The organism is Mycobacterium sp. MS1601 (assembly GCF_001984215.1).
Taxonomy (GTDB): Bacteria; Actinomycetota; Actinomycetes; order Mycobacteriales; family Mycobacteriaceae; genus Mycobacterium.
Genome location: NZ_CP019420.1, coordinates 1,201,266 through 1,220,669 on the forward strand (window position 1 = coordinate 1,201,266; position 19,404 = coordinate 1,220,669).

Sequence of the window (19,404 nt, forward strand, 5' to 3'; positions counted from 1 at the left end):
ATCCACAGTTCGGTGTTGATCCACAGGCTGTCGCCGGGGATGTGCTGGATGTCGGTGGTGGAACGTAGATTTCGAACATGCATTCGGAATCGATGGCTTCAGGAGGCGACCCCACCGGGGCACTGTTCGATGCCATCGATGCAGCGCTCACCGAGTTGCTGGCCACGGATCCCCGGCAGAGATCGGTGGCCCAACAGAAAGCAGTACTGGCCCGAGCGCAGCGGGTGATCAATCGCCTTCCCGCTCTGCAGCATCGCGAGATCGTGGCGTTGAAGCAGCAGGCTTCCGCGGCAGAGTTGGGCGACACCCTCGGGCGGGCACTGGCTGATCTGCTGCGTATCACCCGTCGCGACGCCGCCACACTGGTCGACGACGCCGAACACCTCGGACCCCGCACCACGCTGACCGGAGATCCCTTGCAGCCCTGGCTGGCCACCACCGCTGCCGCGCAGGCCGGCGGGGCGATCGGCGCCGGACATGTCGCGGTGATCCGCGGGTTCATGGCCTCGCTGCCCGGACACGTCGGCGTCGCCGCCCGGGAGGAGGCGGAGCAGACGCTGGTCGACAAATCCCGTAGTAAGCGCCCCGATGAACTCAGGGCCACTGCCAACGACCTCTACCTCGAACTCGACCAGGACGGCACCCCACCAACGGAGCCCAAACCGCGGGCACCCAAAGGTGAGTTCCATGTCGGTAAGCAACAGTCTGACGGCCGATCCAAGTTCTGGGGTTACCTGACCCCCGAAAGCCGAGCCACCTGGGAAGCCGTCACCGCCAAATGGGCCTCCCCCGGCGCCTGCAACCCCTCAGATGAAACGCCCTGCATCGACGACGTCACCGCCCAAGCCGCTCAACGAGACGGGCGATCACAACCCCAACGCAATCACGACGCCTTCCTTGCCGTCGGGCGTGCCATGCTGGCCTCCGGCCAACTCGGCAAACACCACGGCCTGCCCGCGACCGTCATCGTCTCCACCACCCTGCGCGAGTTGGAAGCCTCTGTTGGGCTTGGTGTCACCGCGGGCGGTACCCGTCTGCCGGTCCGCGACGTTCTGCGGCTGGCCCGACATGCTCATCACTATTTGGTCATCTACGGCGACCACGGCGAAGTCCTGCATCTTGGGCGCACCAGGCGCATCGCCAGCCCGTCACAACAGATCGTGCTCTACGACCGTGACCGCGGCTGCACCCGACCCGGCTGCACCGTCCCCGGCTACGGCTGCCAAGCCCACCACGCGGTGTTGGACTGGGCCGCCGGCGGACTCACCAACGTCGATGACCTGGCTTTCGCCTGCCCCAGCGACAACAAACTCGTCACCGAAGGCGGGTGGACCACCCGCAAGAACCAACTCGGCGAAACCGAGTGGATACCACCGGCACACCTGGATCACGGCCAACCCCGCGTCAACGACATCCACCACCCCGAACGCCTACATCATCCCAGGACTGCGACACCACCCAGCAGAAGCGGACAACGTCCACCCGCCGAAAAGGACGGCAGCACAGACGAAGACGAAGAACCGAACTGATGCGTTCGCGGGCTCAGCCGACTGGCGGTACGGAACTCGCGGTCGGCCCTGACGTGGTGGGCACCGAAGTGGTGGATGGCGGCACCGTGCTCGGGGCCGTTGACTCACTAGCCGCGCCGTCGGGGTCAGCAGACGAAACCTCCTGCGGTGCACCGCCGAACGTCGTCACCCCCTCTGCTGACACCTCGAAGCCCTGGGTCTGCCCCGCGAGAGTGCCGTAGCAGGCCACGCCGCCCTCAATGGCCATGCACGTGGCGCCCATCTCGCTGACGCGGTAGCCCACCGGCAGCTGCCGAACGGTGCCGGGGTATGCCGGCTTGTCGAACTTGGGATCGTCGGTCTTGCGGATGCCGACGGGGCCAGGGAACTGCGCGAAGACCTCGTTCTCTGCACCACTGGCACCGGGGAGGTTGCCGTTGCAGCCCACCTCTCCGCCGCTGAACATGGCGATGGTGCACGTCAGCCCTGCATCGACGGTGAACACCGGGAAGATGTTCTTGGCGCCGGCACCCACGATGTAGTTGTCGTCACCCACCACGAAGTCGTTCGGGTCCGGGAACCCGTCGGGCAGGCCGGCCGTCGCGGGCCCCACACCGGTCCCGGTCGAAGAGATCTCCAGCCACTGCAACTGATCACCGGAAGACTTGGTACACAACGTCGTCGAACCCTCGCCCACCGCGCAGACGAAGTCCTGGTAGACGATCTTCGAGCCGACCGGCAGTACCCGTGCCGCGCTCCCGGACGGTTTGACGAACTGGGGATTGGCCGTCGCACGCAGGCCACGGTCTGCCACATCGGCGGCGAGCACGATCTCGTTGACCCCCGCGCGGGTGTTCGGCAGGCGCCCGTCGCACCCGGCCGCACCGTGCGCGGGGCGGATCGCGCACAACAGTCCGTCGGGCGTCTGGAAGTACACCTCACCCTGCGCGACGAGGCTGTCCACGAAGCCGTCGGCCGGCACCTCGCGGTATCCGCTCAGATCAGGGGCACCCGTCGTCACCGGTTCGGCCGCCGCAGGTGCGGCGACCAGACCGGCGGCGACGAAGAGGGCCGACGCTAGAAGAGAACCGAACCGCACAATCAGAAGTTGATCATGTGGCCGGTCAGCCCGTGGAAGCACTCTTGCAAGGCCTCCGACAGGGTCGGATGGGTGTGCACGTTGCGGGCCAGCTCGGTGGCGGTCAGATCCCACTTCTGAGCCAGCGTCAGCTCGGGCAGCAATTCGGCGACATCGGGCCCGATCAGGTGCCCGCCGAGCAGCTCGCCGTACTTCTTGTCGGCGATCAGCTTCACGAAACCGGTGGGGTCGGCCAGGCCGTGTGCCTTGCCATTGGCCGTGAACGGGAACTTCGCGACCACGACGTCGTAACCCTCGTCCTTGGCCTGCTGCTCGGTGAGCCCGAAGCTGGCGACCTGCGGCTGACAGAACGTGGCGCGCGGCATCATCCGGTAGTCGCCCAGCGCCAGGGTCTCGGCGCCGGCGATGGTCTCGGCGGCCACCACACCCATGGCCTCGGCGACATGCGCCAGCTGCAGCTTGCCGGTGACGTCGCCGATGGCGTAGATGTGCGGCACGTTGGTGCGCATGTAGTCATCGATGCCGATGGCCTTGCGGTCGGTCAGCGTGACCCCGGCCTTCTCCAGACCGAAGCCTTCGACGTTGGGGCCGAAGCCGATGGCCTGCAGCACCTTGTCGGCCTTGAGAGTGTCGGACTTGCCGTCCTTGCTGACCTCGACGGTGACCTGGCTGCCATCGTCCTTGATGGACTCGACCTTGGTGCCGGTGAGGATCTTCACACCGAGCTTCTTGTACTGCTTTTCGATCTCCTTGGAGACCTCGGCGTCCTCGTTGGGCAGCGCACGGGGCAGGAACTCGACGATGGTGACGTCGACGCCGTAGTTCTTCAGGACGTAGGCGAATTCCATGCCGATGGCGCCTGCGCCGGCGATGATGATCGACCCGGGCAGCTCGCGGCTGAGGATCTGCTTCTCATAGGTGACGACGTTCTCGCTCAGCGACGTGCCCGGCACCAGGCGGGTGCTCGAGCCGGTGGCGATGATGGCGTTGTCGAAGGTGACGTCCTCGGTGCCGCCCTCGTTGAGGTCGACGGTCATGGCATTGGCGCCGGTGAACTTGCCGTAGCCGTGGATCTCGGTGATCTTGTTCTTCTTCATCAGGAAGTGCACACCGGCGACACGACCGTCGGCGACCTTGCGGCTGCGGTCATAGGCGGCGCCGTAGTCGAAGGTGGCCTCACCGCTGATGCCGAAGGTCTTGGCTTCCTTGGTGAAGATGTGGGCGATCTCCGCATTGCGCAGCAACGCCTTGGACGGGATGCACCCGACGTTGAGGCAGACGCCGCCCCAGTACTTGGGTTCGACGATTGCGGTGTTCAACCCCAGCTGGGCAGCACGGATGGCCGCAACGTATCCACCAGGTCCGGCTCCGAGAACGACGACGTCATAGTGAGTCACGCTCACCAGCCTAGTGGGCAGGAATCGCCGGTGTGACCGAGGTACGTCGGCTCACAGCTGAAGTCCGAGGCTGCGAGGAACGAGCAGCTGAAGTCCGAGGCTGCGAGGAACGAGCAGCTGAAGGAGCTACAGGTGAACCCAGCCCATCACGAACGAACCGTAGAGCACCGCGGCCCCCACACCCGACGCAAAGGGGGCGGTCATCAGCGCAATCGACATCGCCGACAGCGTCGGACGCTGGTCTGGCAAGGACACCAGTAATGCGCCGACGACAGTGGCCAGCACGTACATCAGCACCGCTACCTCGACCCAGGTCTTGTCCGGGGCCTGGAACCACCAGTAATACAAACCCACGCCCGCGGCACCGGCGACCACCCATGTCGCGAACAACACCGTGATCAGTTTCCAGGCCTTGAGGAACTGGTACTGACCGGGCACTGCGACGGGCTGCACCGGCTGCGGCTTGGCGTCCGACTCCTCACGTTCGGCAAGGAGCACGTCGGTGGGGGCGAAGATGTCGTCCACCGGTTCGGCGTGCGCGGGCGCGAACCCGGGGTCGAACCACGGGTTGCGGTGCGTCTCGGTCTTGGGCATGGGGGTGGGGTGCGGCCCGGTGTCGAAGATGGGCGCTTCGTGCGGTTCAGTCATGGGCATCGAGCCGGTGTCGGCACGGTCAGACACCGTGCACCGCCTGGGTCAGAACCAGCACACCGAACCAGCTCGGTGCGATTGCCAGCAGGAAGGTTCCCCACACCGTCACCCAACGGCTGCCCGCCGTCAGGATGAGCACCAGCCCCAGTAGCGTCGGGCCGGCGAGGACCAGTGCGATGGCGGCGTCGGGACGCATCGAGATGTGCACGAAGACCGTGGTCAGAACTCCGATGACGACCCCGATGGCACTGCCCACCAGCATTGCACCAGTCAGCAGCCAAGCCCTCGGGAGAGGAAGCACGGAAAAACCCTACGACGGTTCCGTCGCTATCGCGGGACCTGCGCGGCGCGTCCCACCGGTATCGGGCAGGCGTCGGCGGCTTCGGCGACCACTTCGCCGCGTGGGCCTGGCGGCCGTGCGCCTGCCTCGTATTGCGCTCCGGTCAGCGGCGGAACGGTCTCCAACTGGATGTTCTCGTCGTCGGTGAAGGCGCGGCCCCGCGAGAGGAAGCGAACCCCTTCCGGCGACTCGAGGCTGAATCCCCCACCCCGGCCGGGCACCAGGTCGATGACCAGCTGGGTGTGTTTCCACGTGTCGAACTGTGGCCCCGAGATCCAGACCGGTACCCCTTCGCCGACGTCGAGGATCCCGAGCAGCACATCACGATCGCCGACCACGAAGTCCCCGAGCGGATAACACATCGGCGACGAACCGTCGCAGCAGCCGCCGGACTGGTGAAACATCACCGGGCCGTATTGCTTCTGCAGACTGTCGAGCAGATCGGCGGCGGCTCTGGTGACGAGTGCACGCGACGGAGCTGTCATGTAGATCACACTACCCGTAGGGCCACAATGGGACACGTGGCTGAAGACCCGTACCTCTGGCTCGAAGACATCACCGGCGACGACGCGTTGGACTGGGTGCGTGCCCACAACGAACCGACGATCGCCGAGCTGAGCGACGACCGCTTCGACGAGATGCGCCGCGAGGCACTCGAGGTGCTCGACACCGACAGCCGCATCCCGTACGTGCGGCGACGCGGTGAGTACCTCTACAACTTCTGGCGCGACGCCACCAATCCGCGCGGATTGTGGCGGCGCACCACGCTGGAGCGCTACCGCACCGACGATCCATCCTGGGACGTGCTGATCGACGTCGACGCATTGGCGAAGGCCGACGACGCAAACTGGGTGTGGGCCGGCGCCGACGTCATCGAACCCACCTATGACCGCGCTCTTGTGAGCTTGTCACGTGGCGGGTCGGACGCTGCGATTGTGCGCGAGTTCGACATGGAGTCAAGGGAATTCGTCACCGGCGGCTTCGAGGTTCCGGAGGCGAAGACGCAGATCAGCTGGGAGGACCCCGATACCGTGCTGATCGGCACGGATTTCGGTCCGGGAACGCTGACCGAATCCGGCTATCCGCGAGTTATCAAGCGGTGGAAGCGCGGCGAGCCGCTGTCCGATGCCTCGACGGTGTTCGAGGGTTCCGCCACCGACGTGATCGTGGCCGCCGCGGTGGATCTCACCCCTGGTTACGAGCGGACGTTCATCAGCCGAGCTATCGACTTCTTCAACGACGAGGTGTCCGAACTCCGCGACGGTGAGCTGCTGCGTATCGACGCGCCCACCGACGCGTCAGTGGGTGTGCACCGCGACTGGTTGCACATCGAACTGCGCAGCGACTGGACCGTCGGCGACATCACCTATCCCGCCGGCGCTCTGCTGGTGGCGAACTACGACGAATTCCTTTCCGGCACAGCGACTCTGGATGTGGTGTTTGCACCTGATGCACACACGTCCCTGCATCAGCACGTCTGGACCAAGGACGCTCTTGTGCTCGTCACCTTGTCCGACGTGACCAGCCATGTCGCGGTGCTGGAGCCGGGCACGTGGGTGTCGACTCCCATGCCCGGCATCCCGGCGAACACCAACACCTCCGTGGTGGCCGCCGACGACACCGTTGACGAGATCTTCCTGGACTCCAGCGGATTCGATACGCCTTCGCGACTGTTGTTTGGCCCTGCCCGTGGGCCGCTGGAAGAGGTGAAATCCGCACCGGCATTCTTCGACGCCGAGAACATCTCCGTCGCACAGTATTTCGCGACGTCACTGGACGGCACCCAGGTGCCCTACTTCGTGGTGTCCAGCGGACCCGGTCCTCGACCGACCCTGCTCGGTGGCTACGGCGGGTTCGAGGTGTCCAACACCCCGAGTTACGGCGGAGTGCTGGGTCGACTGTGGCTGGCTCGCGGCGGCACCTACGTCCTGGCCAACATCCGCGGCGGCGGCGAGTACGGGCCGACCTGGCACACCCAGGCGATGCGGGAGAACCGCCACAAGGTCGACGAGGACTTTGCCGCGGTGGCACGCGATCTCGTGGCCCGGGGCATCACCACCGTGCCGCAACTGGGTGCCCAGGGTGGCAGCAACGGCGGCCTGCTGATGGGCATCATGCTGACCAAGTATCCGGAGCTGTTCGGCGCGTTGGTGTGCCAGGTGCCGCTGCTGGACATGAAGCGCTTCCACCTGCTGTTGGCCGGCGCGTCCTGGGTGGCCGAGTACGGTGATCCCGACAACGCGCAAGACTGGGAGTTCATCTCCAAATACTCGCCGTACCAGAATATTTCCGACGCCCAGTACCCAGAGCTGCTGATGACCACCTCAACCCGCGACGACCGGGTGCACCCAGGGCACGCCCGCAAGATGACCGCTGCGCTGGAGGCAGCCGGGCATCGGGTGCGTTACTACGAGAACATCGAGGGCGGGCACGCCGGTGCTGCCGACAATGCGCAGACGGCGTTCAAGTCGGCGCTGAGTTACTCGTTTCTGTGGAAGGTGCTGGGCTCGCCAGCCTAATTGGGCGAGTTCCCCAGTCGCAGAGTGGTCGAATGCGCCAGTAGGTACAGCACAGGGAAAATGCCCGCCGACGCCAACGAGAGCAACACAAACTGGGCTACCTGACCGCGCGCAATGCGTTGCTGATGCATGGCGTCTCCGATCCCGCTGAGCACTGCCGAGGCGATGACAATCCCCAGCCCCAGAAGTCCGAACCGTGCGTCCTCGCGGTCAAGGACATATTTCCACATGTTGCCGGCACCGATGACACCAACACCTACCGTCAGCAACCACCAGAGCTTCGCCGCCGACACCGACGGACTGTACGGCTGGTTCGTTGCGAGTTCTCCCGGGCGGGCTCGCTGAGAAGTTATCTCCGTTGCGCTGTGAAACGCAATCACACGTCTGCCTAGCTTGAGGTATTGACTGGTGAAGTAAGCCCGCAGCGTCATCGCAAACAGAATGAGCAGCGCCCAGACGCCGCCGGCGACCAGATTCGGCAGTGAAGCGCAGATTACGCAGACAATGGCACCAAAGGTACTGCCCCAGTACATTTTTCGTTGCCATTCGACACTTCTCTTGCTGCCGACTGTGACGACGGGAAGCACAAGGAACGCCATCATTGCGCAGAAGAAGAGCAACGTATGGGGACTGGCGATGGTCGGCTGCGGAGCAGCCTGAAGTTCTGTCACCATCGATAAACCAATCATTTGCCCTTGACCCATTCGAGCGCGCCTTCAGCAAGTTCCTGTCCCCCAAATGCACCCGCGGTGCCGAACACTAGCGCGCCAACAAACGCGCCCGGCGGCCCGCCAACCGCAGCGCCCAGATATCCGCCGGCCGGGGCGAGCGCCCAGGCTCCTGCGAATCCGCCACCGGTCTGCACGGCGACGTCAAACAGAGAAGCGTCGTTCACGATCACGTCATAGACACCCGTTCCTAGATCAATAGCATTGCCGACCATTCCGAGACGGCCACCGAATTTTGTCAACGCAGCAACATCTGCCTCAGTGAATGCGATTCCCGGCTGCCAGCGACAAGGCGCACGTTGCCACCGACGGGTTCATCGACATGGAGACGCGGCACACCGCCAAGCTGGACGACGTCTACTGAGTCCTGCAGCAGCCTAAGCCGGCTCCCGCACCGAACGCCGGAACAGCCCGCCCAGCATCGCGAACAACACACCCACGGCCACCAGTCCCCCGCCGACGGCCAGTGTGAGATTCAGCCAGTGATGCATGCTGTCGATCGCGGTGTCCACCAGTACGTCGGCGATGGCCCGGATGTCACCGGAGGTTTCGGCCAAAGCGGCGTCCACCCGTCGGCGGCCGATCTCCAGCCCGGCCCACCCGCCGGCACCCACGATCAGCGCCGAGACACCCAGCGCGGCAAGCCCTTTACTGCGTGATCTGGCAGTAGCCAATGTCAACAGTGCAAGTACCGAAGCCAGGCCGACCACGCCGATGGTGAACCACGGACCCCAGGTGCCTACTGTCTGTAATCGACCGGGCCGCAGCGCTTCTGGGGCATTCTGCGTCAACGGCACAGGCAGCGACTGCGGCACCTCGATGCTGTAGGTCTCCAGCGTCTGTTTGAGCGACGAGTCGTTGAGCATGGGCCCGATGTCCACCACCCAGCGGCCCTGCGCGTCGGTCTCCGAACTCACCGACGTGGTGAACATCCAGCGGTGCGCAAAGCGGTTGGCCTCGCCGAACTGCTGCGGAAACGACGAACTCGCGGTGTAGGTCGAGGTCAGGCCGGCCACCAGCTGTGGCTGCAAGCCGGGGCCCAGATCCAGGATCTGTGTAGTCAACTCATTGGCCATCGCCTGCTGCATCGCCGGCTGCGAGGCGGCACGCTCGGCGAACCGCGCGTAACCGCTCTCGTTCACCAGATTCGTCTGCACCCAAGCCGCAGGCAGCGCGACCGCCAGCGCCACCGTAGTGAGGAGCCAGAGCAGCGTCGCCAGCACAAATCGCACAGCTGCCCCTTCCGGGGGCCGCGGCCGATCAGTCCGACAGCGCGCGCCCCACGATCAATGGATCGGCCTGGCCGACCACCTCATGATCCTTGTTGTCGTAGTCGAACTTACCGAGCACGTAGCGCATCGCATTGATGCGGGCGCGCTTCTTGTCGTTGCTCTTGACCACGATCCACGGCGCCACCTCGGTGTCGGTGAGCGCGAACATGTCCTCTTTGGCCGCGGTGTAGTCATCCCACTTGTCCAGTGACGCCAGGTCCGTGGGCGAGAGCTTCCACTGCCGCACCGGATCAACCTGCCGGATGGTGAACCGCGTGCGCTGCTCGGACTGCGTCACCGAGAACCACAGCTTGATCAGGCTGATGCCGTCATTCACCAGCATCTGCTCGAAGAGCGGGACCTGCCGGACGAACTCGGCGTGCTGTGTCTGACTGCAAAAGCCCATCACCCGTTCCACCCCGGCGCGGTTGTACCAGGAGCGGTCGAACAGCACGATCTCCCCCGCGGCGGGCAGATGGTTCACATACCGCTGGAAATACCACTGGGTGCGCTCGCGCTCGGTCGGTTTCTCCAGCGCCACCACCCGCGCCCCGCGCGGATTGAGATGCTCCATGAAGCGCTTGATGGTGCCGCCCTTGCCCGCCGCATCACGGCCTTCGAAGACGATGACGTGGCGGTGCCCGTTGGCCTGGCTCCACTTCTGCAGCTTCAGTAGCTCGATCTGCAGCAGTCGTTTCTCTTCTTCGTACTCGGTGCGTCTCATCCGCTCGTCGTACGGATAGTTCTCACGCCAGGTGTCCACCGGCTTGTCGCCCGGCTGCAGCAGCAGCACCGGATCGTCATCGTCGTCGTCGAGGACGGAGTACGAGGCGTTCGTGTCTAGCAGCACCGGCGCAACGTATCCGCCGCCCTGAACAGCCCGGTAACCGGAAAGTGAACGACAGGTGGCCGCTTACCCGGCGATTACCGGGCGCCCTTCTTCGGCACCGACAACGCGATCTTGGTCATCAGTTTGTTCATCCGGGCGAGGGCCTTGAGCGAGTTGTTGTAGTAGTTGCCGCCCGCGCCGACATTGGTGCGCGGCACCACCACCGTTTCCTGGCGGCAGAACTTGCGCACGCCGTCGATGCCACCGAACCGCGCCCCGATGCCCGAGGTCTTCCACCCGCCCATGGGCGCGGTGGTGCACATCAGATTGGAGATCACGTCATTGATGTTCACTGCGCCGCAATCCAGCTGCACAGCAATGTCTTTGGCACGCTGCACGTCCTTGGAGAACACCGAGGCACTGAGCCCGTACTGACTGTCGTTGGCCAGGCGTACCGCATCGGCCACCGATGCCACCTTCATGATGGGCAGCGTGGGGCCAAAGGTTTCTTCGGTCATGCACAGCATCGAGTGGTCGACGTCCACCAGCACAGTGGGCGGGTAGAAGCTACCGGGACCCTCCGGCCGCTTGCCACCTGTGAGTGCCCTGGCACCCTTGGCGATCGCATCGCCGACGTGCCGCTCGGTGACGGCCACCTGGGACTCGTCGATGAGAGCGCCGAAGTGGTTTCCGTCACCGGCCCCTACGTTCAGCTTCTTGACGGCCGCCACCACGGCATTGACGAACTGGTCGTATACCGCGTCGAGGACGTACACCCGCTCCACCGAGACGCAGGTCTGACCGGCGTTGAACATGGCACCCCAGACCGCGGCGTTGGCGGCCAGCGCGATGTCGGCGTCCTCGCAGACGATCATCGGGTCCTTGCCGCCGAGCTCCAGGCTGACGGGCGTGAGCCGACGGGCGGCCCGCTCCATCACCTTGGCGCCGGTGCTCGATGAACCGGTGAACTGGATGTAGTCGCTGACGTCGATGACGGCCTCGGACACCTGTCGGGCCCCCTGCGCCAGCGCCAGCACCGCAGGCCCGCCGCACTCTGTCCAGCCACGCATCAGCACCTCGGCGGTGAGCGGGGTGCGCTCGGACGGCTTGAGCAACACCGAGCAGCCGGCAGCCAGGGCGCCGATGGCATCCATCATGGCGTTGGCCACCGGGTAGTTCCACGGCGCGATGATGCCGACCACCGCACGGGGCCGGTAGTGCACCGAGATCCTCTTGATGGCCAGCAACGGCGACGACGCCGGCCGGCTCTCCGGTGCGAGCGCCTTCTCGATGTTCTTGATGTAGTACGACAGGATCATCAGCAGCAGCGGGACCTCTTGCGCCGCATCGGCTGCAGACTTGCCGGTCTCCGCGATCAGCAGCGTTTCGATCTCGTTGCGGTGGTCGGCCAGCCATACCGCGTAGCGCGACAGCATCTTGGCCCGCCCCTTGGGTCCGCGGCGCTCCCACTCGCGCTGCGCCTCGCGCAGTCCGGTGGCGATGGACGGGATGTCGGCGGGGTCGGTCCAGGTGACCTGACCTGCTACGGCACCGGTTGCCGGGCTGAGGATGGTCCCGGTGGTCAAGACATCGCTGGTGGCGGTCATACGAGCCATGTTAACCACGATGTGTGACGGACGTCGCACCGGGGTTGACACCTGTCAAAACGAATTCGGACGACGGGTAGGTTGGCCGCATGACCCACCCGTTCGATGTCGCGCTGGCCCTGGATTCCCACGACGGGTCCTCGCGCGGACGCACGACCTCGGATTTCGCGAACATGGTCGGGCCGTTCGGAGGGGTCACCGCGGCCTCGTTCATCCGGGCCATCGAAGAGCATCCCGACCGACTGGGCGACCCGATGTCGCTGACGGTCAACTATGCGGCCCCGATCAGCGACGGCGCGTTCGTCATCGACCTTCGTGCAGTGCGGACCAATCGCACCAACCAGCACTGGATCGCCGAGCTCATCCAGGATGGCGAGATCAAGACCACCGCCACCGCGGTGTTCGGCGTGCGCCGCGACACCTGGTCCGACACCGAACCGCAGGCGCCTGCCGTGCCGGCACCGCAGGACGCAGTACAACAAGACATCTCGAGCTTTGTCACGTGGACCCGCAACTACGAGATGCGCTTCGTAGCGGGCGCGATGCCCGGCGAGGGCAGCGGCGAGAGCGCGGACTCGACAACCACGCTGTGGGTGCGCGACCAGCCGCCTCGCCCGCTGGATTACGCCGCATTGACCGCGTTGTGCGACGTGTTCTACCCGCGAATCTTCCTGCGGCGCGGGCAGTTCGTCCCCGCGGGCACCATCTCGTTCACCGTCTACTTCCACGCTGACACCGACGCGCTGACCCGCCAGGGTGACGACTTCCTGCTGGCAACGGCCAGGGCGCAGCGATTCACCGGCGGCTTCTTCGACCAGAACGCGCAGCTGTGGGGCCGCGACGGCACTCTACTGGCAGTCACCCACCAGCTGGTCTACTTCAAGGGGTGATCCCCCGCAGGTAGGCCGCCTGCCCCAGGTGCTGGGCACAGTCGTCGATCACGCTGACCAGCCGTACCGACGCCGTGACCGGTGGGTCCCAGTTCTGATCAACTACGCGCTCGAGTTCGTCGGCGTCGATGGTCCCGACATACGCCATCGTCAGCTCGTGGGTGTCGCGGTAATAGCCGGCCAGGTTCTCGGCACTGGCCCGCACCTTGGCGACGTCGGCGGCGGAGTGTCCGTATCCGGTGTCCTCCCGCGGCAGGTCGAGGGCGAACTTGTCCACCCAGCCGTGTGCCGTCCACGCCTGCTCGACGCCGGCGATATCGGCCACCTGCGCATCCTGCACCCGGGCGCTGTGCCACAGCAGCCACGCGATGGTGTTGGCATCCGGAGTGGGCCGATACGTCGCGGTGTCCTCACTCAGTCCGTCGGTGAGCTCATCGACGTGCTCGACGAGCCGGGTGAATGCGTCGCGCAGCAGGTCCTGGATGGCATCTCGGGAATCAACCATGGCTACCGGTTACCCCTCCCCGCCGTGAAACACCGCTTCGACGTTGTTGCCGTCCGGATCACGGACGAAGGCGCCGTAGTACTTCTCGTGGTACTCGGGCCACAACCGCGGCTCATGCAGCGGCTCTACCCCGAACGTCAGGGCAGTGCGGTAGAAGGCCTGCACATCCGCTGATGATCTGGCCGAAAACGCGATGTGCGTCTCCCGGTTGGGCCCGTTTGCGTCACCGGCGCTGGCGTCGGCGATCCAGAACGACGGGTGCCCGTCGGTGCCGTACCCGACGGCCGCCCCGAAATCCATCTGCCTGGTGTACCCGAGGACCTTCAGCACGCTGTCGTAGAACTCCTGCGATTTTGCCCAATCGCTGCAGTTGATTCCGAAGTGATCGATCATGCGGTCATCGTATGTTCGGGGTATGACAGTCGATCTCGTTATCCGAAACGGCACGATCGTCGACGGCCTCGGCGGCGCACCCTACGTCGGTGATGTGGCGGTGACAGGTTCGGTGATCACCGGCGTCGGGGTGGTCGACTGCGTCGGCGAGAGGGAGATCGATGCCACCGGGCTGCTGGTCACCCCCGGATTCATCGACCTACACACCCACTACGACGGCCAGGCCATCTGGTCGGATCGGTTGACCCCGTCCTCGGCGCACGGCGTCACCACCGCCGTCATGGGCAACTGCGGGGTGGGGTTCGCGCCGTGCCGCACGCAGGATCACAGTGTGCTGGTGGACGTGATGGCCGGTGTCGAGGACATTCCCGGCGTCGTGATGACCGACGGACTGCCGTGGACCTGGCAGACCTTCCCGGAATATCTCGACGCGCTCGACGCGCGACGGCTCGACATCGACGTGGCGGCCTACCTGCCGCACTCACCACTGCGGGTGTACGTCATGGGGCAACGCGGCGCCGACCGGGAGCCGGCGACGGCCGAGGACCTGGCCGGAATGCGGGAGCTGGCCGCCGAGGCGATACGCGCCGGCGCGCTGGGTTTCGCCTCGTCACGATTCGCCTTTCACAAGACCGAAAGCGGCTCTCCCATACCGAGTTACAATGCCGGCAGCGACGAACTCAAGGCCATTTTCGCCGGTGTCGCCGACGCGGGCGGTGGGCTGATCCAGTTCGTTCCCGATATCCCGGCAGGCGGTTTCGAGGGTGTGCTGAGCCAGGTGTTCGAGATCGCCGGTGACACCGGCCTGCCGGTGACATTCTCGCTGCTGACGGGCAACACCGGTGATCCCATGTGGCCCGAGGCCATGGCCTTGATCGAAAAGTACAACGCCGCGGGCGGGTCCATCACGGCACAGATGTTCCCGCGGCCCATCGGGCTGGTGGTCGGACTGGAGCTGACCGCCAATCCCTTTGTGCTGTATCCGAGTTACCGCGAGATCGCCGATCTTCCATTGGCCCAGCGCGTGGCGCAGATGCGCAAACCGGAAGTACGGGAACGCATTCTGGCCGACTCCCCCGGCACCGGACACCCGCTGTTGTATCTGGCACAAGCATGGGACTGGATGTTCCCGCTGACCGACAACCCGAGTTACGAGCCGGATGCCTCGATGAGCGTCGGCGCCACGGCCCGAGCGCGGGGCGTCAGCCCACTGGAGGAGGCCTACGACCGCCTCCTGGAAGACGACGGACACGCCATGATGCTGGTGGCGATGGCCAACTTCGAGAACAACTCTCTGGACACCGTGAGCGCCTTGATGCGCCGAGACGACGTGGTGTTGGGTCTCGGCGACGGCGGGGCGCATTACGGGATGATCTGCGACGCCGGGTTCCCGACCTTCCTGCTGACGCACTGGGCGCGCGACCGCCCGCGCGGCAGGCTCAGCATCGCGCAGGCGGTCCGGGAGCTGACCTCTGTGCCCGCCCGGGTGGCGGGACTGGCGGACCGGGGGCAAATCATGTTGGGCTACAAGGCTGATCTGAATGTCATCGACCACGCGGGGATGCGGGTACACAAGCCGGTGCTCACCTACGACCTGCCCGCAGGCGGACGCCGACTGGACCAGCGCGCCGACGGGTACGTGGCCACCATCGTCTCCGGCGAGGTGATCGCCGAGCAGGGTGTGCCGACGGTGGCCCGTCCCGGCCGTCTGGTGCGTGGCAGGCAGCCGGCGCCGTCAGCCTGACTTGAGCGCGGGGTGCTGGCTGGCCAGCACCTTGAGCAGGATCCTGCGCGGAATCAGCTGCATCACCGCCGTGCTGATCTGATTGACCCGTCCGGCGATGACACTGCCGCGGTTGTTGTCCAGGGCATCGATCCCGATTTGGGCGACCGTCCGGGACGGCAGCCACATGAACTTCGGTATCGACGCGGCGAACTCATCCTCGTCGAAGCCTGCGGCACTGAGGAACTCGGTACGAACCGGGCCCGGGTGTAGCACCGTGGCAGTGACACCGGTGCCCGCCAGTTCGGCACGCAGGCCTTCGGTGAACACCTTCACGAACGCCTTGGTGCCTGCATAGGCGGACTGGCCGGGAAACGGTTGGAACGCCGCCGTCGAGCCCACGTTGAGGATGGCCCCGCGACCACGCGGCACCATCGATTGCACAGCCCGCGTGGTCAAGTCGACGACGGCCTCCACATTGACCCGGACCTGGGCAAGCTCGTCGGCCACCGGCGCGGTGGCCACCGCGCCGACGACGCCGATCCCGGCGTTGTTGACCAGGATGTCGACGGTCAGCCCGCGGGCGCTGACGTCGTCGAACAGGCCGGCTCGTGCGTCGGCATCGGCCATGTCGGCGGCGATCACTTCTACCCGAACGGTGCTGCCGATGTCGGCGGCGAGCTCACGCAGCTTGTCTTCGCGGCGTGCCACCAAGGTGACGCCGTAGCCGCGGGAAGCAAGCTCGCGGGCCAGGTCGGCGCCGATGCCGGAGGACGCACCGGTGACGACGGCGGTGCCGGTCACCGAAGGAGGAGGAAGGGCCATGTGAGCGACAACTCACGCGCTCGACAGGGCTATTCCGCCTATTCTCGCGCCATGAGCATCAAGGTGGAGATTTCGCTGTTGGCCGAAGCTTTGGTCGATTACACCTTCGCCTACCTCGTCACCGTCGGCGATACCGGCGCCCACATCGTTGCCGTGCGCCCGATCTTGCGGGACGCAATGTTCGAGATCAGCCCGGTGGGCAACAGTGCGCGCCGCAATGTCACCTCACACGACACCGTGACCCTGGTCTGGCCGCCGCGCACCGACGACGGCTACACGCTGATCGTCGACGGCATCGGCCGGCTCGACGCAGATGGTCTGCAGGTGAGGCCGTCGCACGCCGTGCTGCACCGCCCGGCCTGAGTTGTCCACAGGCTGACTATCGCGGGCCCCGGTCATGAGTTGCTATTGAGGCGTGGCAGGGATTCTCGCGGCGAACGGCGGGGTGGTGTCCGCGAGTCAGCTGCGAGCCGAGGGGTGGTCGCGCGGCCAGATCAGGTCGCATGGCCTGGTGCCGGTACGCCGAGGCTGGTATGCGAGTCGATTCGCCGATCCGCTGGTGGTCCGCGCCGTCTCGTCCGGCGGTGTCCTGGGATGCGTCTCGGCGCTGCGTCGCTTCGGTGTCTGGGTGCCCGATTCCGCTCTGCACGTCCGGTATTCGCACCGCGCGCGCCGGTCGCGGCCCGGAACCCGGTCCTGCCATCCGTACCGGCTGGACCCGCCGATCATCGGCGCCGTCGATCCGATGGACATCGCGGTCGCGTCGGCGGCGAACTGTCTGGACGCCGAGGGTCTGGTCGTGATTCTGGACTCCATGCTCAACAAACGAGTGATCGACATGCCCGACGCCAGAGCCATTGTGGCGGCCTCACGCTTCGCGCACTTGGATCTTGCCGAGCGATGCGACGCCAAGAGCGAATCCGGTACCGAGACGCTGATCCGATTACGTCTGCGGGCGTGCAAGATTCGTCTGCGGAGCCAGGTCGGCATCCAGGGCGTGGGCCGGGTCGACTTCCTCGTCGGCGACCGACTGATCATCGAAGCCGACAGCCGCGAACACCACGCGTCCAAGTACCAATCCGACCGGACCCGGGACAGAACGGCAATCGGTCTGGGGTTCTTGGTGATTCGGCTGACGTATGAGGATGTTGTCTACCGCTGGGACATGGTGCTGGCCGACATTTTGGCGGTTGTCCGGCGGCGGGCCCATCTCGGGCCAACGTAACGTCACCCTGACAGCCTGGTTGTGCACATATATCGATGTCGGCGCTGCCAGGGTGACATTGCGCCGAACAATCGAAAAACCCCGGCCTGCAAGCAGACCGGGGTTTTCTCGAACTGGGACTTAGAAGTCCATACCGCCCATGCCACCGGTCGGGTCGCCGGCGGGTGCGGCGGCCTTCTCCGGCTTGTCGGCGACGACGGCCTCGGTGGTGAGGAACAGCGCCGCGATGGACGCCGCGTTCTGCAGCGCCGAGCGGGTGACCTTCACCGGGTCGGCGACGCCGGCCTTGAGCAGGTCCTCGTACTCACCGGAGGCAGCGTTCAGGCCGTGGCCTGCGGGAAGGTTGGACACCTTCTCGGCCACAACACCGGGCTCGAGGCCGGCGTTGAAGGCGATCTGCTTCAGCGGAGCCGACAGCGCGACACGCACGATGTTGGCGCCGGTGGCCTCGTCACCGGTGAGCTTCAGCTCGTCCAGCGACGGAGCCGACTGCAGCAGGGCCACGCCGCCACCGGCGACGATGCCCTCTTCGACGGCAGCCTTGGCGTTGCGCACGGCGTCTTCGATGCGGTGCTTGCGCTCCTTGAGCTCCACCTCGGTGGCAGCGCCGGCCTTGATGACCGCAACACCGCCGGCCAGCTTGGCCAGGCGCTCCTGCAGCTTCTCGCGGTCGTAGTCGGAGTCGCTGTTCTCGATCTCGGCACGGATCTGAGCCACGCGACCGGCGATGGCGTCGGAATCACCGGCACCCTCGACGATGGTGGTCTCGTCCTTGGTGACGACGACCTTGCGGGCCTGGCCCAGCAGCGCGACGTCAGCGGTCTCCAGCGAGAGGCCGACCTCTTCGCTGACGACCTGGCCACCGGTGAGGATGGCGATGTCCTGCAGCATGGCCTTGCGGCGGTCACCGAAGCCAGGGGCCTTGACGGCCACGGACTTGAAGGTGCCACGGATCTTGTTGACCACCAGGGTGGACAGGGCTTCGCCCTCGACGTCCTCGGCGATGATCAGCAGCGGCTTGCCGGCCTGGATGACCTTCTCCAGCAGCGGCAGCAGGTCCTTGACGGTCGAGACCTTGGAGCTGACCAGCAGGATGTAGGGATCCTCGAGGACGGCTTCCTGACGCTCGGCGTCGGTGACGAAGTAGCCCGAGATGTAGCCCTTGTCGAAGCGCATGCCCTCGGTGAGCTCCAGCTGCAGGCCGAAGGTGTTGGACTCCTCGACGGTGATGACACCCTCGTTGCCAACCTTGTCCATCGCCTCGGCGATCAGGTCACCGATGGTCTGGTCGCCGGCGGAGATGCCCGCGGTGGCAGCGATCTGCTCCTTGGTCTCCACCTCCTTGGCGGAAGCCAGCAGGCCGGTGGTGACGGCCTCGACGGCCTTCTCGATGCCGCGCTTGAGGCCGAGCGGGTTGGCGCCGGCCGCGACGTTGCGCAGACCTTCGCGAACCAGAGCCTGGGCCAGAACCGTTGCCGTCGTGGTTCCATCTCCAGCGACGTCGTCGGTCTTCTTGGCGACCTCTTTGACCAGCTCAGCGCCGATCTTCTCGTACGGGTCCTCCAGCTCGATCTCCTTGGCGATGGACACGCCATCGTTGGTGATCGTGGGGGCGCCCCACTTCTTCTCCAGGACGACGTTGCGGCCCTTGGGGCCCAGCGTCACCTTTACCGCGTCGGCGAGGGCATTGAGGCCCCGCTCGAGGCCGCGACGGGCCTCTTCATCGTACGCAATGGTCTTGGCCATAACGAAGTGAATCCTCCGGATGTATAAGGCACGGCCAGGGCGACCGGTTGCGGGTCGCCCCATAAGCTGCGGTCGGCTGCAGTGCCCGCGACGGACGGTGCGGGTGTGCGACCCGACCTCACCTTGCCGACCTAGCACTCACGTGATG

20 protein-coding genes are annotated in these 19,404 nt (G+C 65.6%); 6 read left to right on the forward strand and 14 right to left on the reverse strand.

Annotation, left to right across the window (positions count from 1 at the left end):
* Positions 1–77 precede the first annotated feature (77 nt).
* Positions 78–1,529, forward strand: a complete 1,452-nt coding sequence (locus BVC93_RS05805; RefSeq protein WP_236950258.1) for an HNH endonuclease signature motif containing protein — start codon at positions 78–80, stop codon at positions 1,527–1,529.
* A gap of 13 nt (positions 1,530–1,542) precedes the next feature.
* Here the strand turns inward: BVC93_RS05805 and BVC93_RS05810 are convergent, their stop codons facing one another.
* From BVC93_RS05810 to BVC93_RS05830, 5 genes are all read right to left on the reverse strand, one after another.
* Positions 1,543–2,607 carry a hypothetical protein gene (locus BVC93_RS05810; RefSeq protein ID WP_192860209.1) on the reverse strand — a complete coding sequence of 355 codons (1,065 nt, stop codon included), beginning with the start codon at positions 2,605–2,607 and terminating at the stop codon, positions 1,543–1,545.
* Between the two features lie 2 nt (positions 2,608–2,609).
* Positions 2,610–4,004 carry a dihydrolipoyl dehydrogenase gene (gene lpdA / locus BVC93_RS05815; protein WP_083736337.1) on the reverse strand — a complete coding sequence of 465 codons (1,395 nt, stop codon included), beginning with the start codon at positions 4,002–4,004 and terminating at the stop codon, positions 2,610–2,612.
* A gap of 126 nt (positions 4,005–4,130) precedes the next feature.
* A complete protein-coding gene (locus tag BVC93_RS05820) occupies positions 4,131–4,652 on the reverse strand; it encodes a hypothetical protein (RefSeq protein ID WP_157516786.1) in 522 nt (173 codons plus the stop codon).
* Positions 4,653–4,677: 25 nt separating this feature from the next.
* Positions 4,678–4,956 (reverse strand): putative holin, encoded by a 279-nt coding sequence (locus tag BVC93_RS05825; protein ID WP_083736339.1) that lies wholly within the window; start codon positions 4,954–4,956, stop codon positions 4,678–4,680.
* Positions 4,957–4,982: 26 nt separating this feature from the next.
* A complete protein-coding gene (locus tag BVC93_RS05830; RefSeq protein WP_083740832.1) occupies positions 4,983–5,480 on the reverse strand; it encodes a DUF779 domain-containing protein in 498 nt (165 codons plus the stop codon).
* A 27-nt stretch (positions 5,481–5,507) separates the two neighbouring features.
* Here BVC93_RS05830 and BVC93_RS05835 point away from each other — a divergent pair, with 27 nt between their 5' ends.
* Entirely contained in the window at positions 5,508–7,514 is a 2,007-nt protein-coding gene (locus tag BVC93_RS05835) for a prolyl oligopeptidase family serine peptidase (RefSeq protein WP_083736340.1), read from the forward strand.
* On the opposite strand, the gene BVC93_RS05840 is transcribed toward BVC93_RS05835, so the two are convergent.
* The 5 genes from BVC93_RS05840 to BVC93_RS05860 form a co-directional block, all read right to left on the reverse strand.
* Positions 7,511–8,218, reverse strand: coding sequence for a hypothetical protein (locus BVC93_RS05840; RefSeq protein WP_157516787.1), 708 nt, complete (start codon positions 8,216–8,218; stop codon positions 7,511–7,513). The two genes, BVC93_RS05835 and BVC93_RS05840, sit on opposite strands and share 4 nt — an antisense overlap.
* Positions 8,200–8,484 carry a hypothetical protein gene (locus BVC93_RS05845; RefSeq protein ID WP_157516788.1) on the reverse strand — a complete coding sequence of 95 codons (285 nt, stop codon included), beginning with the start codon at positions 8,482–8,484 and terminating at the stop codon, positions 8,200–8,202. Before BVC93_RS05845 ends, BVC93_RS05840 begins: the two co-directional genes overlap by 19 nt.
* Before the next feature lie 135 nt (positions 8,485–8,619).
* Positions 8,620–9,474 (reverse strand): hypothetical protein, encoded by an 855-nt coding sequence (locus BVC93_RS05850; protein ID WP_083736343.1) that lies wholly within the window; start codon positions 9,472–9,474, stop codon positions 8,620–8,622.
* Positions 9,475–9,502: 28 nt separating this feature from the next.
* Positions 9,503–10,363 (reverse strand): polyphosphate kinase 2, encoded by an 861-nt coding sequence (gene ppk2, locus BVC93_RS05855; protein WP_192860210.1) that lies wholly within the window; start codon positions 10,361–10,363, stop codon positions 9,503–9,505.
* Positions 10,364–10,437: 74 nt separating this feature from the next.
* Complete coding sequence (locus BVC93_RS05860) at positions 10,438–11,949, reverse strand: aldehyde dehydrogenase family protein (protein ID WP_083736344.1); 1,512 nt, start codon at positions 11,947–11,949, stop codon at positions 10,438–10,440.
* An 89-nt stretch (positions 11,950–12,038) separates the two neighbouring features.
* On the opposite strand from BVC93_RS05860, the gene BVC93_RS05865 reads away from it, so the two are divergent.
* Positions 12,039–12,839, forward strand: coding sequence for an acyl-CoA thioesterase (locus tag BVC93_RS05865; protein WP_083736345.1), 801 nt, complete (start codon positions 12,039–12,041; stop codon positions 12,837–12,839).
* Here the strand turns inward: BVC93_RS05865 and BVC93_RS05870 are convergent.
* Positions 12,829–13,344 carry a mycothiol transferase gene (locus BVC93_RS05870; RefSeq protein ID WP_083736346.1) on the reverse strand — a complete coding sequence of 172 codons (516 nt, stop codon included), beginning with the start codon at positions 13,342–13,344 and terminating at the stop codon, positions 12,829–12,831. The genes BVC93_RS05865 and BVC93_RS05870 overlap by 11 nt on opposite strands.
* A 9-nt stretch (positions 13,345–13,353) precedes the next feature.
* A complete protein-coding gene (locus BVC93_RS05875; RefSeq protein ID WP_083736347.1) occupies positions 13,354–13,737 on the reverse strand; it encodes a VOC family protein in 384 nt (127 codons plus the stop codon).
* 22 nt (positions 13,738–13,759) lie between these two features.
* Between BVC93_RS05875 and BVC93_RS05880 the strand changes: the two genes are divergently transcribed.
* On the forward strand, positions 13,760–15,481 hold the full coding sequence (locus tag BVC93_RS05880; RefSeq protein WP_083736348.1) for an N-acyl-D-amino-acid deacylase family protein: 1,722 nt from the start codon (positions 13,760–13,762) through the stop codon (positions 15,479–15,481).
* Here BVC93_RS05880 and BVC93_RS05885 read toward each other — a convergent pair.
* Positions 15,473–16,285: an SDR family NAD(P)-dependent oxidoreductase gene (locus tag BVC93_RS05885; protein WP_083736349.1), complete on the reverse strand. Its 813-nt coding sequence runs from the start codon at positions 16,283–16,285 to the stop codon at positions 15,473–15,475. The two genes, BVC93_RS05880 and BVC93_RS05885, sit on opposite strands and share 9 nt — an antisense overlap.
* A 51-nt stretch (positions 16,286–16,336) precedes the next feature.
* On the opposite strand from BVC93_RS05885, the gene BVC93_RS05890 reads away from it, so the two are divergent.
* Both BVC93_RS05890 and BVC93_RS05895 read left to right on the forward strand, forming a co-directional pair.
* Positions 16,337–16,648 carry a hypothetical protein gene (locus BVC93_RS05890; protein ID WP_083736350.1) on the forward strand — a complete coding sequence of 104 codons (312 nt, stop codon included), beginning with the start codon at positions 16,337–16,339 and terminating at the stop codon, positions 16,646–16,648.
* 52 nt (positions 16,649–16,700) lie between these two features.
* A complete protein-coding gene (locus BVC93_RS05895; protein ID WP_083736351.1) occupies positions 16,701–17,510 on the forward strand; it encodes an endonuclease domain-containing protein in 810 nt (269 codons plus the stop codon).
* A 120-nt stretch (positions 17,511–17,630) separates the two neighbouring features.
* On the opposite strand, the gene groL is transcribed toward BVC93_RS05895, so the two are convergent.
* Complete coding sequence (groL, locus tag BVC93_RS05900; protein WP_083736352.1) at positions 17,631–19,256, reverse strand: chaperonin GroEL; 1,626 nt, start codon at positions 19,254–19,256, stop codon at positions 17,631–17,633.
* Positions 19,257–19,404: the final 148 nt, after the last annotated feature.